This is a genomic window from Streptosporangium sp. NPDC087985, assembly GCF_044741965.1.
Lineage (GTDB): Bacteria > Actinomycetota > Actinomycetes > Streptosporangiales > Streptosporangiaceae > Streptosporangium.
Map to the genome: position 1 here is coordinate 110,214 of NZ_JBIUTQ010000016.1, position 13,885 is coordinate 124,098.

13 protein-coding genes and 1 pseudogene are annotated in these 13,885 nt (G+C 68.3%); 4 read left to right on the top strand and 10 right to left on the bottom strand.

Going from position 1 to position 13,885, the window contains the following annotated elements:
* Nucleotides 1-12: 12 nt before the first annotated feature.
* Both ACIN94_RS25035 and dacB read right to left on the bottom strand, forming a co-directional pair.
* Complete coding sequence (locus tag ACIN94_RS25035) at nt 13-1,161, bottom strand: zinc-dependent metalloprotease (RefSeq protein WP_400710609.1); 1,149 nt, start codon at nt 1,159-1,161, stop codon at nt 13-15.
* A 52-nt stretch (nt 1,162-1,213) separates the two neighbouring features.
* Entirely contained in the window at nt 1,214-2,596 is a 1,383-nt protein-coding gene (gene dacB, locus ACIN94_RS25040; RefSeq protein WP_400710472.1) for a D-alanyl-D-alanine carboxypeptidase/D-alanyl-D-alanine-endopeptidase, read from the bottom strand.
* A 105-nt stretch (nt 2,597-2,701) separates the two neighbouring features.
* On the opposite strand from dacB, the gene ACIN94_RS25045 reads away from it, so the two are divergent.
* Nucleotides 2,702-3,190, top strand: coding sequence for an inorganic diphosphatase (locus ACIN94_RS25045; RefSeq protein ID WP_400710475.1), 489 nt, complete (start codon nt 2,702-2,704; stop codon nt 3,188-3,190).
* 3 nt (nt 3,191-3,193) lie between these two features.
* On the opposite strand, the gene ACIN94_RS25050 is transcribed toward ACIN94_RS25045, so the two are convergent.
* The 7 genes and pseudogenes from ACIN94_RS25050 to ACIN94_RS25080 all read right to left on the bottom strand — a co-directional run.
* Nucleotides 3,194-4,468, bottom strand: a complete 1,275-nt coding sequence (locus ACIN94_RS25050) for a C40 family peptidase (protein WP_400710478.1) — start codon at nt 4,466-4,468, stop codon at nt 3,194-3,196.
* Between the two features lie 282 nt (nt 4,469-4,750).
* On the bottom strand, nt 4,751-5,554 hold the full coding sequence (locus ACIN94_RS25055; protein WP_400710481.1) for a hypothetical protein: 804 nt from the start codon (nt 5,552-5,554) through the stop codon (nt 4,751-4,753).
* Between the two features lie 63 nt (nt 5,555-5,617).
* Nucleotides 5,618-7,228, bottom strand: a complete 1,611-nt coding sequence (locus ACIN94_RS25060) for an ABC-F family ATP-binding cassette domain-containing protein (protein ID WP_400710484.1) — start codon at nt 7,226-7,228, stop codon at nt 5,618-5,620.
* A gap of 87 nt (nt 7,229-7,315) precedes the next feature.
* On the bottom strand, nt 7,316-7,468 hold the full coding sequence (locus ACIN94_RS25065; protein ID WP_400710487.1) for a hypothetical protein: 153 nt from the start codon (nt 7,466-7,468) through the stop codon (nt 7,316-7,318).
* Nucleotides 7,469-7,730: 262 nt separating this feature from the next.
* Nucleotides 7,731-8,171: a YkvA family protein gene (locus ACIN94_RS25070; protein WP_400710490.1), complete on the bottom strand. Its 441-nt coding sequence runs from the start codon at nt 8,169-8,171 to the stop codon at nt 7,731-7,733.
* Between the two features lie 349 nt (nt 8,172-8,520).
* Nucleotides 8,521-9,144, bottom strand: a complete 624-nt coding sequence (locus ACIN94_RS25075; RefSeq protein WP_400710493.1) for a hypothetical protein — start codon at nt 9,142-9,144, stop codon at nt 8,521-8,523.
* A 325-nt stretch (nt 9,145-9,469) separates the two neighbouring features.
* Nucleotides 9,470-9,655, bottom strand: a pseudogene (locus ACIN94_RS25080) (response regulator transcription factor); the annotation flags it as partial.
* 107 nt (nt 9,656-9,762) lie between these two features.
* Between ACIN94_RS25080 and ACIN94_RS25085 the strand changes: the two are divergent.
* Genes ACIN94_RS25085 through ACIN94_RS25095 form a run of 3 tightly spaced genes read left to right on the top strand, consistent with a single transcriptional unit; the run spans nt 9,763 to nt 11,866 of the window.
* A complete protein-coding gene (locus ACIN94_RS25085) occupies nt 9,763-10,857 on the top strand; it encodes a sensor histidine kinase (RefSeq protein WP_400710496.1) in 1,095 nt (364 codons plus the stop codon).
* Nucleotides 10,858-10,859: 2 nt separating this feature from the next.
* Complete coding sequence (locus ACIN94_RS25090) at nt 10,860-11,528, top strand: response regulator (RefSeq protein ID WP_400710612.1); 669 nt, start codon at nt 10,860-10,862, stop codon at nt 11,526-11,528.
* Entirely contained in the window at nt 11,525-11,866 is a 342-nt protein-coding gene (locus ACIN94_RS25095; protein ID WP_400710499.1) for an HAD family hydrolase, read from the top strand. Before ACIN94_RS25090 ends, ACIN94_RS25095 begins: the two co-directional genes overlap by 4 nt.
* 224 nt (nt 11,867-12,090) lie before the next feature.
* Here ACIN94_RS25095 and ACIN94_RS25100 read toward each other — a convergent pair whose 3' ends face one another.
* Nucleotides 12,091-13,884, bottom strand: coding sequence for a DUF305 domain-containing protein (locus ACIN94_RS25100; protein ID WP_400710502.1), 1,794 nt, complete (start codon nt 13,882-13,884; stop codon nt 12,091-12,093).
* Nucleotide 13,885: the final 1 nt, after the last annotated feature.

Sequence of the window (13,885 nt, forward strand, 5' to 3'; positions counted from 1 at the left end):
TCCGGCCTCCGGTCAGCCCGTGGTGCCGTCGGCCGTGCTGCCGGTCGCACCGTCGGCCGTGCTGCCGGCAGCGCTGTCGGTCGCGGTCGCGGGAATGGCCGGGCTGCCGATCACCCTGGCGATCCAGCGGTCGGGGCTGCTGATCTCGTCCTGAACGGGGAGCGTCTCCGGGGAGGTCCAGACCTTGTTGAAGCCGTCCATGCCCACGCGGTCGACGACGGTGCGGACGAAGACGGATCCCTCGGCGTACTGCTTCATCTTGAGGTCGATGCCGAGCAGCTTGCGGACCGTACGGTCGAGACGGGATCCCCCCTCCCGACGGTGGTGGAACTTGGCCCGGATGTCGGCGACCGAGGGGACCACCGAGGGGCCGACCGCGTCCATGACGTAGTCGCCATGGCCCTCGACCAGGGTCATCACCGCGGTGATCCGGTCGAGGATCTCCTTCTGCTCGGGGGTCTGGATCGCGTCGATCAGGTTGCCCTCACCCCCCCGGACGGCGTCGGCGACCGCGTCGGCGGCCGAACGGAGCCGGCCCAGCAGCACGGGCAGGTCCACGTCGGAGGCGAGGAGGAACTCGGTCATCTGGGAGCGGACGTAGTCGCGCAGCCAGGGGACGCCGGTGAACTGCACCCGGTGGGTCTCCTCGTGCAGGCAGACCCAGAGGCGGAAGTCGCGCGGATGGACGTTGAGCTCCTGCTCGGCGTGGACGATGTTCGGCGCGACCAGGGTGAGACGGCCGACGGCCGCCTGGCCCGAGGGGTCGGGCGGGAGGAACAGCTCGTACTGCCCGAGGACGCGGGAGGCGAGGAACGCCAGCACCGCGCCGACCTCGACCCCGGTGATGCGTGAGCCCACCGCGGCCACGATCGCCGGCGTCTGGTCCCTGCGCGCGGCCATCCGCTCGGTCAGTGGCTCCAGGACCACCCGGAAGCCCTCGATGTTGGCCTTGATCCAGCCGGGCCGGTCGACGATGGTGGCGGGCTGCGGCGCGGTCTCGATGTCGATCCGGGTGAACTCGCGGACGAACCCCTCAGCCTCACGGGAGAGTTGCCGCAGTTCCACGACCGCCTGCCTGGCCTCCTCTCGGCTCACTTGCGGCCCGGGGCGCACCAGGCGCGTTCCGGTCGCTACGGCAAGATCCCAGTCGATCACCTGCATACCGTCCACCGTACGTGGTCTCCTTCCGGGTCGCGCGCCCCGAGTGCGCCGATCAGCTCGCGGCGACGACGGCGGCGAGCCTGTCGAGGGCCGCCTCCGCCTTGCCCCAGCCGGGGGGGACGTCATCCGCCATGAAGGCGAACGTCACCAGCCGGCCGTCGCGCGTGGTCGTCATGCCGGCCAGCGTGCTGACCCCGTCGAGGGTGCCGGTCTTGGCGCGGATCAGACCGTGGGCCGAGCCGTTCTTGCCGAACCGGTGGCCGAGGGTGCCGCTGAACCCGGCGACGGGCATGCCGCTGACGATCGGGTGCAGGTGAGGGTTCGCCGGGGAGGCCGCCACCGCCACCAGGCGGGCCAGGCCCGCGGGGGCGATGCGGTTCTTGGGCGACAGGCCGCTGCCGTCGAAGACCTGCACGCCCTGGGCCGCCTTCAGCCGCGTCAGCACCTGGCCGACGGCCTCGGCCGCTCCCTCGAAGGAGGCGGGCCTGCCCTCCTTGAGGGCCACCTGCCTGGCCAGGGCCTCCGACAGGTCGTTGTCGCTGAGTGTCAGCGCCCGCTCGGCCAGGGCGTAGACGGGGGCGGAGTCGACCCTGGCGATCTCCTTGGCGGCGGCGGGCGCCCGGGACCGGCCGCCGGACTTGGCGACCGAGACGCCGTACTTCGACAGCAGCGAGACGAAGGCGTCGTACGCCACGCGGGAGGGGTCGGAGACCCGCTGGCGGCTGCCGGGGGCGACCCTGCCCTCGTCGACCATGAGCGCCGTGACGGGGGCGGCCTCGCCATCGGGCACGTAGTTGGGCTTCCATGTGGGGGCGATGCGCGGCCCGGTGTAGAGGCCGTCGTCGTAGGCCGCCGTGACCTTGGTGATCCCGGCCGCCTTGAGCGCCCTGGCCGTGCGCTGGGCGAGGGAGGCGAGCGAGGCCGGCTGCGGGTAGACGGTGACAGCGGACGGACTGAGGGCCGTCAGGGTGGGGTCACCCCCACCGACCAGGACGATCGAGCCGGGTGAGGGGCCTTGGACCACGCGGGTGCTCAGCCGGGCATCCGGCCCCAGGGAGGCGAGCGAGGCGACCGTCGTGACGATCTTGGTGGTGGAGGCCGGGGTGATACCGGTGTCGGCGTCGCTGCCGAACAGCATGACGCCGGTCTCGGCGTCGAGGACCGCGGCGCCCACGTGGCCGCCCAGTGCGGGGTCCCCCAACGCCTCGGTGAGCCTCCCCGCCAAAGTACCCTTGGCGGGGAGAGGTCCGTTCCCCCCCGCGACCAGCACCGGACTCGCGGTGACGACCGGGACGGGAGGCGGTTCCGCCGAGGCGGCCGATTCTGGCGCCTTCTCCACCAGCAGATCGCTGGTGAGGAGGTGGGCACCGGCCGCGACGACGAAAAGCTGCAGCAAGACGAGAGTGACCAAGGCCACCCACCGCTCGCGCAGCATGATGTCGTCGACCTCTCATCAATCGGTATTCCAACAGGTATTAACGCTTACGAGACACTAATGCCCAGCCGGGGTCCCCGGGGGGGCTTGAGCGGAGGAACAGCGGTGGAGTTCGACGTTCTCGTTGAGATTCCCAAGGGGCAACGGAACAAGTATGAGGTGGACCACGAGACCGGGCGGATCAGGCTCGACCGGATGCTCTTCACCTCCACGCAGTACCCCGCCGACTACGGCTTCATTGAGAACACCCTCGGTGAGGACGGCGACCCCCTCGACGCCCTGGTGCTGCTTCAGGAGCCGACCTTCCCCGGCTGCCTGATCAAGTGCCGCGCGGTCGGCATGTTCCGCATGACCGACGAGAAGGGCGGCGACGACAAGGTCCTGTGCGTCCCCGCCACGGACCCCCGGATGGAGCACATCCGCGACATCCACCACGTGGCGGAGTTCGACCGGCTGGAGATCCAGCACTTCTTCGAGGTCTACAAGGACCTGGAGCCCGGTAAGTCCGTCGAGGGCGCCAACTGGGTGGGCCGGGTCGAGGCCGAGGAGGAGATCGTCCGCTCCGTCGATCGCGCCAAGGAAACCGAGCACTGACCATCAGACCGGACGGGTCGCGCCGACGAGGTCTCTGCGCCATATCGGCGCGACCCGCACCACGTCCCCTGTCTGCGGGGCGTGCACCATCAGGCCCCTGCCGATGTAGATCCCCACGTGGGAGATGTCGCCCAGGTTCCGGGTGCCCCTGCCGAAGAACAGCAGGTCGCCGCGGCGGAGCTGGGTGAGCCGCACATGCTGCCCCGAGGTCCACTGGGTGCCCGTCCAGTGGTCGATCCTGACCCCGGCGCGGGCCCACGCCTGCATGGTCAGGCCTGAGCAGTCATAGCTGAGCGGCCCCGCCGCCGCCCACACGTACGGCTTGTCGAGCTGGGTGAGCGCCCAGTCGGCGGCGATGTCGCCCCGGGCGGCCTGCCAGGTCGAGTTGAGCGGCCAGTCCGGCCCGGTCCCCTTGCGCGTCGCCACGAACCGGGCCCTCTTCCGGGCGACCGCCGCGCTCCGCCGCTTCCCCTGCCGGGAGCGCTCCCTGGCGATCCGGGTCCACTTGCGTACGGCCTGCCGCCTTTCAGCGAGCCGGGTGGCGGCGCTCCTGTCCGCCTTCACCTGCGCGTCCAGCCGTGCCTTCTCCGCCGCGATCCGCTCTGTCTCCACGGTCTGCCTGGCCACGGCCTCCTCTGCCGCCTTCTTCGCCGAGGCCGCCTGTTCCGCCGCTTCCCGCTGCGCGCCGTAGGCGGCCTCCGCCTGGAGCAGCCGGGCCTGGGAAGCGCCCGTCTCCCCCTGGACGGGGATGCTCACCGCCCCCTGGAGAGGGATCACGGCCGTCTCCCGGGCCACCTGGACGGGGATCACGGCCATCCTGCCGTCGTGGAAGGAGACGCTGCCGTTCTGGAACGGGCCCACGGCCGCCCTGCCGTTCTGCTGGACCGGGATCATGGCCATCCCACCGCCCTGGGTGGGGACCGTCACCATCTGGTGGAGCCCCGTCATCCCGGTGGCGGGGACCGACTCCCTCACCTCCCGGAGAAGCTCCTCGGCACGGGCCGCCTTGATCCGTTCGCGGTTGTACACCTCGGTCAGCTTCTCGGCCTCGCCGGTCAACCGCTCAAGGGTGGTCCGCGCCTCCGCCAGCAGGGCCGTGGTCTCAGCCAGCTGTCTACTCCGCTCGACGGCCTTTGACCGGGCTCTGGCGACCTCCTCACCTGATGGACCCAGCCGGTCCCGCATGGCAACGGCGGGAACGGCGACTCCCGTGATCAGACAGCAGACCAGGCCCGCCACCACAGCACCGGTACGGCCGCATCTTTCAGCAGACTGCATGCCTCGACCTCCCAAACCATCACATATCGCTACATGTCATTCCGTGACGAGTGATCTAACTCAGGATTCCCCTTGGTCACTCTTCGCACACATGTAACTCACATAACGTGATCAGTACAGGTGAGGTCAGCTTTCAGGCATGCCTCCGGTTCTGGTCAGGGACGGCAGGCGGCCGCCAGGTAGGCGTGGTCAACGCGGCGCTGCCACGGACCGTGACGACCGGTTGCCGGGCAGGGCTCAGCGCTCTGAGCGGCTCCCCGCCAGAGTTCCGTAGAGGTACGGCTATGGCCGGACGGCGCCGGCCTCCGCGGCCGCCTGACTGCCCCGGTCCCTGGCGAACGGAGGCGTGGTCGGCTTGACCGTGCGCCCCTGGACGATGCCTCCCAGGGCCAGCTCCTCGTAGGGACGGCTGCTCGATCCCCAGGTGCGCGCGACCAGGTCAGCCTTGGCGATCTTGCTGGTGTCCGGGACGCTCTCGATGTTCATGATGAAGCGGCGCTTACTGTTCGCGCGGACGTCGTCCACGAACGTGCTGCCGCCGCCGAGCAGCTTGCCGTTCTTGTCCCGCAGGAGCGCGGTGACCGCCAGGCTGCTGGCCGGCAGCCGGTACGGCGTGCCGACGTATCCGGTGACCAGGTAGCTGCCGCTCTTGCGTTCGGTCAGCACGTCCGAGACGGGGAACGACGTGAAGGCCGAGACGATCCGGCCCGCCAGCCGCCACTGGGCCGGACGGTACTGGATGCTCACCTGGGCCGGCTTCTCGGTGGCGATCATCTGGCCGGTGAAGGAGAGCGATCCGGCGGGCGGCACGGCGTCCAGCGGCTGCTCCTGCCGGACGACCTCCTTGCCCCCGGCGTCCTTGGCTGTCACCGTGGCCACCACGTGCTCACCGAAGTGCCACGGGTTGCTGTTGGACAGCACCCCGGCCCAGTTCACCACATATCCGTCATCTCCCTTAACGATGGAGGAGACCTCCTCATCGACCGAGAGCGGCTTGAGCGCGGCAACCCGCTCCTGCTCGGAGCTGGAGCATCCGGCGAGGAGGAGCAGGACGAGAACGCCGACGATTCGGGTGCTGTACGTCACCTAGTGGTGATAACCCGTGAACGCGCCCCTCTCCAGCGGACACGCCCAGGTCGGGCGGACTCTTTAACGCCGACGGACCACCCTGGTCTCATCCCAGACCGGTTCGGGCGATTCGTACACCTTTCCGTCCGAGCCGAAGACGAGATAGCGGTCGAAGTCGTCCGCGAACCAGCGGTCGTGGGTGACCGCGACCACGGTGCCGTCGAAGGCGTTGAGCCCCTCCTGCAGCGCTTCGGCGCTGGCCAGGTCGAGGTTGTCGGTCGGCTCGTCCAGCAGGAGCAACGTGGTGCCGGACAGTTCGAGCAGCAGGATCTGCAGCCGTGCCTGCTGACCGCCGGACAGCGTCTCGAACCGCTGCTCGGCGATGGTCCCGGCCAGCTCGTAGCGGGACAGCACCTTCATCGCCTCGTTCTTCAGCCGGGCGTGCTCGGTCATGACGATCTCGCAGGGCGTCCGGCCGATGAGCTCGGGGCGGGCGTGGGTCTGCGCGAAGTGGCCGGGGACGACCCGGGAGCCGAGCCTGGCCACACCGGTGTGCCGGACGTTCTCCCCGGCGACCAGGCGCAGGAAGTGTGACTTGCCGGAGCCGTTGGAACCCAGCACCGCGACCCGCTCGCCGTACCAGATCTCCAGGTCGAACGGCTTCATCAGGCCGGTGAGCTCCAGCTCCTCGCAGATCACCGCCCGCTTGGCGGTCCGGCCGCCCTTGAGCCTCATGTTGATGAACTGCTCCTTGGGCGCCGCCTCCGGCGGCCCGGCCTCCTCGAACCTGCGCAGCCGGGTCTGCGCCGAGTGGTAGGCGGCGGCCATGGTGTCCATGTACTTGGCCTTCTGCTTGAGCATCAGGACCAGCCGCTTGATCTTGGCGTGCTCCTCGTCCCAGCGTTTCTTCAGCTCGTCAAGGCGCTCGTTGCGGTCCCTGCGGGCCTGGGCGTAGGTGCCGAACCCGCCGCCGTGGATCCAGATGCCTCCGGACTCGACGGTGACGATCCGGTCGGCCGCGTTGGCCAGAAGCTGCCGGTCGTGGCTGACCAGCACCACCGTCTTGGGTGTCTCGCGGAGCGCCTGCTCCAGCCAGAGCTTGCCCGGCACGTCCAGGTAGTTGTCCGGCTCGTCCAGCAGCAGCGTCTGGTCGGGCCCCCGCAGCAGCGCCTCCAGCACCAGCCGCTTCTGCTCACCGCCCGACAACGTGTTGACCTCGCGGTATTTGCAGTCGTCGTACGGCATGCCGAGCGCGGCCATCGTGCAGGTGTCCCAGAGCACCTCGATGTCGTAGCCGCCCGCGTCGGTGTAGTCGGTGATGGCCTGCGCGTAGCGCATCTGGGCCTTCTCGTCCTCGCGCTCCATCATCACGAGCTCGGCGGCGTCGAGCTGCTCGGCCGCCTGCCGTACGCGCCGGGGGGCGACGCTGACCAGCAGGTCGTGCACCGTCCGCCCGTCGCGGATGCTGCCGATGAACTGGCGCATGATCCCCAGCCCGCCGGAGCTGGCGACACTCCCCTCGACCGGCTGCAGGTCCCCCGCGATCAGCCGCATCAGCGTCGTCTTGCCCGCCCCGTTGGGCCCGACGAGCGCCGCCTTGACCCCCTCACCGATCCGGAAGGACACATCGTCCAGCAACGGCCGCCCATCCGGCAGTACATACGTCAGATGCCCGACCTCAACGTGCCCCACAACGATTCCCTTCCTTGGTCCTCGCGCAGGGTACCCGCCACCTGTTCTTTTGGACATTTCGTTTTCCGCCGTCACAGCGCCGCACGTTCACACCGGACCGGAGCCCGTGACCGGCTTCACGATCGGCCTCGGTGACCGGGCGAGGTCAGGCCGCTCCAGATGGTCGGCACCGACCGGGTAAACCGTCACGCCGGGATCGTCGATGACGCGTACGGCCGTCGCGGGCTCCTCCACTGTCATGCAGCCCGCCAGAAGCCTCTTTGGATGACGCAGGGTGGATCGAAGTCGACGCTTTGTGCGCGTTGATCGGGGCTGGATAATTAGAGTCATCAACGATGAGGTGTGCCGGGTGCGTGCCGTCGGGGGTCGTCGTTCGCCTAGAGAAGGGCTGAGGATGAGCGGGGATCTGGTGAGCTTGGCCCATGATCTGTCGCCGTATGTGACGGCGGCGGTAAGCGCCTATGGAGGCCGCCGGGCTCCTCAGTACACCGCTGCATCCGACTCAGCTGTCGGCGGGTTCGTCGGCTCCTCGTGTCGTCCCGGGCGCCATGATGCCGGTCAGCCGGCAGAGGGCTGTAAATCCATCCTCGGTACCGGGCCAATGTTGCCGCACAGCATGCAGGCCGGCACGACGAACGACACTGCGAAGAGCGGCGGTAACGATGATGGCATCGTCGACGTAGCCCAGGACAGGGATGAAGTCAGGAACGAGGTCGAACGGAATCGCCAGGTACACCATCAACAAGGCGAGCCGAACTCGAACACCACGTGGCAGGGTCTTGTCACCTGCCAGACGACGCAGAAGCCGTAACAGATCCGGCAGGATCCGCAGGGCTTCCTTCAAGAGACCAGCTTCGGGTCGAACGATGATCAGCACGACGATCAACAGGAGCCAAGTTGCCAACAGTGCGATGGCGATACCGACTGCGATGTCCCACCACATGCGTTACTCCTTGGTTGTCGCGTCGTCGGAGGTCCGCCCTTGGCCACCGCGAATGGGCGACTGGAATCCAGCGGTGTCAGCGTGCAAAGCAGCGCTCTCAAAGCCGACCAGAGCGTCCCGGCACTGCTGAACCGCCGCGCGTGCCGCAGCCCCGACAGGGGCGTGGAAGTAGTCACGGGCCTCGATCGCCGTGTCTCCCCGTCCTGGGCACGGCGAGTCTCTGCGGGGGGCTCCTAGCAGCCAGTCGGCACACCCATTATGTATTCCAAGGAGCGGACAGACCGGGCCATGCCTGGAATGGTCCGGGCGCGGCCCTGTCTCGAGTGCGCGGATGTCGCACACATCCCTGTTACGAGTTGGAGAGACGGTTGCGAGCAACCATGGCTCGGGCTGCGGGGATGCTGCCGATCACGAGCAGGGTCAGTGCGACATCACCCAGGACAAGGGGACGGCCTGGCAACACGAAGACGGCGACCGTCAGGGGGCTGCTGGCCATCATGGACCAGGCCGCCCATCTCGGGATGACTCTGGCTCGGCGCAGCGCGATAGCGAGCAACACGTAGGCCACCAGGTGCCCGACGATGTAAATCAGGAGATATCCGCCCATCACCACATCGTTCGCGAACTGGTCCAGTAGCACGGCGTAGGAACCGCTGCCTGGGAGCTGCGCCATGGCCCTCATGAGGTCGTCCAGGGCGGTCAGGGCCGAGAACGGCAGCCAGCCCACCACCGCGAGCAGCCCGCCGATCGTGGCCAGCCACGGCACGCGGGCATAGGCGAGCTGCGCGAGGCCGACCGCTCCGAGAGGGAGCAGGAAAGAGGCGAGGATGTACGCGACCAGGTGCACGGTGTTGGTGATCGGATTCGTGGCGGCGTTGGCCGCGATGCTCGTCGCTCCGTCCTCGTGGACGGTCGAGATGAGGATGCTACCGACGGCGTAACCGAGCGGTCCGCCGATGATCGCCACCGCCAAGACAAGCCGCCATAGCCGCTCATATCCGGGCATTTTCTCGGAAGAATTCTCGTCCGGGGTGGACGAATCCAATGTGTGCTCATTCAGGGTCATCGGCCGGGATGAGCGCCCGAACGCGGAAGGAATCATTTCCGGTACCTCCTGGGAAACGCCGACTTCACAACGACGAGTTTGGGAGAGATCGCAGCCGCGCTGCTGCCAGTAGCTTCCCGCTCGGCCATGGGTCACGTCGTCGGCTGCCCAGCGGCACTTCACCTACGTGGTCCCAGGTATCCAGGGATCCCAGCGTACGTTGCTGAACGTATCCGGGAGGAAACCGCGCAGGTCAACTGGTGTGGCCGGGGTGGACCAAGCCGGACTCGTAGGCAAAGACGACCAACTGCGCGCGATCGCGGGCGGTGAGTTTGACCATTGCCCGGGAGACGTGGGTACGGGAGGTTGCGGGACTGATCGCAAGCCGATCGGCGATCTCCTCGTTGGACAACCCCCGGGCCGCCAGAGCGACGACCTCCCATCCCGCGCGGTGAGCAAATCCAGCGCCCACACCGACCGGCCCTGCCGGTGTGGGAGCGGCGGCGAGGGCGTCTCCCGGCAGAGCGGAAGGTCTACTCTTCTGCTATGCGTGCTGTGCCCGCCTGGGATGTGACCGCGGCGGTGATGCTGTCTGCATTCATGGTCGCGGTGTCGGCCGTGGCTCGTGTGGTCCAGCCCGAGGCCCGGCCAGTAACCGCCCTCGGGGCGGCGCTGCTGGTGCTCTCCGGGTCCGCGCTTGCCGTACGGCGGGTGGCGCCGTTGCTGTCCTTCACGCTCGCGGTGGGCGCCGCGGCGACCTACCTGGGGATGCAGTTCGCCGGCTGGCCGGTGTACCTGGGCGCGTTCGCCGGTCTGCTGGTACTGGTCTCGGAGGTCAGCAGGGCGAGGTTGTGGATTCCGCTCGCCGCGGTTGGCGGTGCGGCGACAGCGGTCGCCACGGGGCCGCCGGAAGGCTGGGACCCGGTCAGGATGCTCGCTGTGGCGGTGGTGTGGGCGGTTGTGGCGGTGGTCGCCGCACGGTTAGCACACACCCGCCGACGGCTTATGGAGCGGGAGGCCGCAGCTCGGGCTGTGCAGGAACGGCTGCGGATCGCCCGGGAGTTGCATGACGTGCTGTCCCACAGCCTGGCCTCGATCAGCCTGCAGGCCGGCGTCGGGCTGCATCTCGTGGACCGGCAGCCGGAGCAGGCGCGTGAAGCGTTGCGCGGGATCCGGCAGATCAGCACCGACGCTCTGGCGCAGGCCCGCGCCGCGCTGGCTGTGGTCCGGAAGCCAGACGAGAAGGCGGCACCGGGTCTGGCTGACCTGGAGGAGTTGATTGCGACTGCGCGAGGGAGCGGTTTGAGCGTTGAAGCGGAAATCGATCTCGATGACCGGGCGGTTCCCGAGGTGATCGGCTCCACCGCCTATCGAGTGGTGCAGGAGGCGCTGACCAATGTGATGCGCCATGCGGGGGACGGTGCTCACGCTCGGGCCCGTCTCAAGTGTGTCGCCGGCTGGCTGGAGATCGATGTGACGGACGACGGCGTGAGTGCCGCGGGGCCGGTCGGCCCTCCTGGTCACGGGTTGCGGGGAATGGCCGAGCGTGTCAGCGCGGTGAGCGGTGAGATGCGTGCGGGAGCGGTGCCTGGTACCGGGTTCACCCTCCATGCCCGTCTGCCGCTGAGGGGGACGGGGTGAGCGTGCTGCGGGTCGTGCTCGCCGACGACCAGGTCATGATCCGCGCCGGGCTGCGCGCGCTGCTGACGGCCGAGCAGGATCTGGAGGTGGTCGCGGAGGCCGGGGACGGGTGGCAGGCGGTTGCCGCCGCTCGCGCCCAGCGTCCTGACGTGATCGTGATGGACATCCAGATGCCGGTGATGGACGGGCTGGAGGCCACTCGAGTGATCGCGGCGGACCCGAACATGTCCGGCGTACGGGTGCTTGTGCTCACCACATACGACGAGGACGAGTTGGTATTCGAGGCGATCAAGGCGGGCGCGGCTGGATTCCTGCTCAAGGACGCAGAACCGGCCGAGCTGCTGCGCGGGATCCGGGTGGCCGCGGCCGGTGACAGCCTTCTCGCCCCGCAAGCCGCGCGCAGGTTGGTCGCGGCGTTCGCGTCCGGCCCGTCGCCGACAGGGCCTTCCGCGCGAGCCTTGGGCCTGCTCACCGGCAGAGAACGGGAGATCGTCGCGTTGGTCGGCCGAGGCCTGTCCAACGATGAGATCGCCGAGCAGCTGGTGATCAGTCCGGCGACCGCCCGCACGCATGTCTCCCGGGCCATGGTGAAGCTCACCGCGCGCGACCGCGCGCAGTTGGTCGTCTTTGCCTACGAGTCCGGCTTGGTCCGCCCCGGGCGCGCCGGGTGACGCCTACGTTCTGCTGCGTATGCGGATGCTCGCGGCTTCCGGTTGGCGGGTCGCGATCTCGGCAAGATCCAGCGGAAGCGCTGTCGGGAGCCGAAGGCATCCGCAAGCCCGACGTCGCTCTGTTCGAGATCGCTGCCAAGCGCTGTGCCGTGACCACGCTTGCCGAGGACGGCTGGATGATCGGCGACAACCTCACTGCCGACATAGCCGGAGGGCGGGCAGCCGGGCTGCGCACGATCTGGATCGACCGCGGCACCTCGACCGGTCAGGATCACGGCGCGGATCACGTCGTCACTGATGTACTCCAAGCGATGGAGATCCTCCAGACGGAGCGGTAGCCGACCCACCGAAAGCCATGGGGGTTATAGCTTGCATGCGGGCTGGCCAACCTCAACGTGCGCCACGACGATTCCCCTCCAAAGGTCCCCGCGCAGCGTACCCGCCGTCTTCACTCACCGGCATCCCGATTTCCGCCGGGTACGGCAGGTGCAGGGTGAGATGCCCGCGGCCGTGACGGGCGACCCGTGCCGGGACGCAGATGATCGGCTCGGTGGATTCAGGTTCAGGGAGTCTTCTGGACGAGTACCGGCGTGTCGCTGCCTTCTTCGGTGACCAGCAGGTACCTCTGGTGGCCCCGTTGCGCGTTCTCGGGCGTGAGAGCCTCTCTCAACGGGCCGATGGCCTGAGCGATCTGCGCCCCGGCCACGTTCGCCTTGAATGTGGTGAGCGCTTCTTTCCGCTCGAATGGCTCGGTTCGGGAGGACACCAGCCAGAGCGTGTAGCCCTTCTGCGGATCCAGGCCCGACGCCGCGATTTGCAACGTGTCCAGCGGGCCCATCGAATTGAGGGAGACCGTCGCGTGTCCCCGGCCTCCTTCCGGGGCTGCCAGGAAGAGGTGACTGGCCTTGCCAGCCCTACCCAGCGGCACCAGATTGGACGTGCCGGCGCCGGAGGGCACGGCCTGCGGGACGTAAACGAGTGCCTGCGGCTGCTGACCGATGGGAATCGTCGTGAGGACCTTGTTCGTGAGCGTGTCGATCGCCGTGACCGCGTCCCGGTTCTCCAGGCCGACGTAGACCCGCGTCCCGTCGCCGGATCCCCAGACGCCGTGGGGCAGGTCGCCGACGGGGATGGTGGCGACCAGCTTCGGGCTTTCGCCTCGGCGATAGACCTTCACGGTGTTCTCCCCGCCCACCGTCACGTAGGCGAATTTGCCGTTGACGTTGTCCACGGTGGTGACGTGGTTGGTGATGGGGCCGGTGTCCAGTGTGGCAAGGATACGGAAGGGCGGCTCGCCGCTCATCACCTGCGTCTTGCCGGAGTCCTTGAGCGTGAACCACACCTCCGTCCCGTCCCGGCTCACAGCCAGATTCGGCGAGAACGGGCTGACCTGTGGGACGCGGGCGACGACCTTATACGTCCGCGTGTCCACCACGTTCACTTCGGGAGTGAAGCTGGAGGGCACGTAGGCATACCGTCCGTCCGGGTGGAACAGCACCATGCCGGGCCCGTTGGCGGTCTCCACCCGGCGTGTCTCACGCATCTTCACCGGATCGATCACGGAGACGTAGTTCTCACCGCGGACTGTCGCCCAGACCTCCCTGCCGTCGGGCGTGAAGAACGCCTCGTGCGGCGAGCGGCCGATGTAGACGACGCCTTTGACGGCGTTGGTCGCCGTGTCGATCAGAGTGACCGAGTTGGACGCGATGGACACCACCGCCAGGGTCCGGTGGTCGGGTGAGAAGCCCATTCCGTGCACGAGCAACTGGCCTTTGTACAACGGGCTCAGCGCGCCGGGCACGGTGTCGCCGAGGCGAATGACGCCCAGCAGCCTATTCGAGCTGGGATCGATCACGGAAACGGTGTTCGAGGTCTGGTCGGCGGTGTAGACCCGATCCTGGCTGGTGACGGGTATCGGTTCGGCCGCGCTCCGGGCGGGCGAGGCGGTCGGCTGCGGTGCGGTGGCTTGCGGAGTGCCGGGGGGCGATGCTGTCGATCGCGATACCGCCAGTCGGCGGCGCATGACATCGATTTCCTGCTGCTGGGTGACGATGATCTCTTGAGCCAGCCGTCGCAGAACCGGGTCGCTACCGTGTACCAGCTCTGCCCTGGCCATGTCGACGGCGCCCTGATGGTGCGGGATCATCATGGCGGAGAAGTCATGATCGGGATCGCCGGTCATCGCCGCGGCGGTCATGCCGTCGTTCATCCGTTTCATGCTCGTGGCCATCTCCCGTGCGAACGCTGACTCCCCATCCACGTGAGACGTGTGCGGCTGCACTCCGCACGCGACCATGCCGAAAGAGCAGAACACCGCTGTGCCGAGAACGCACAGCCGCTGCAGAATGGTCGTCATC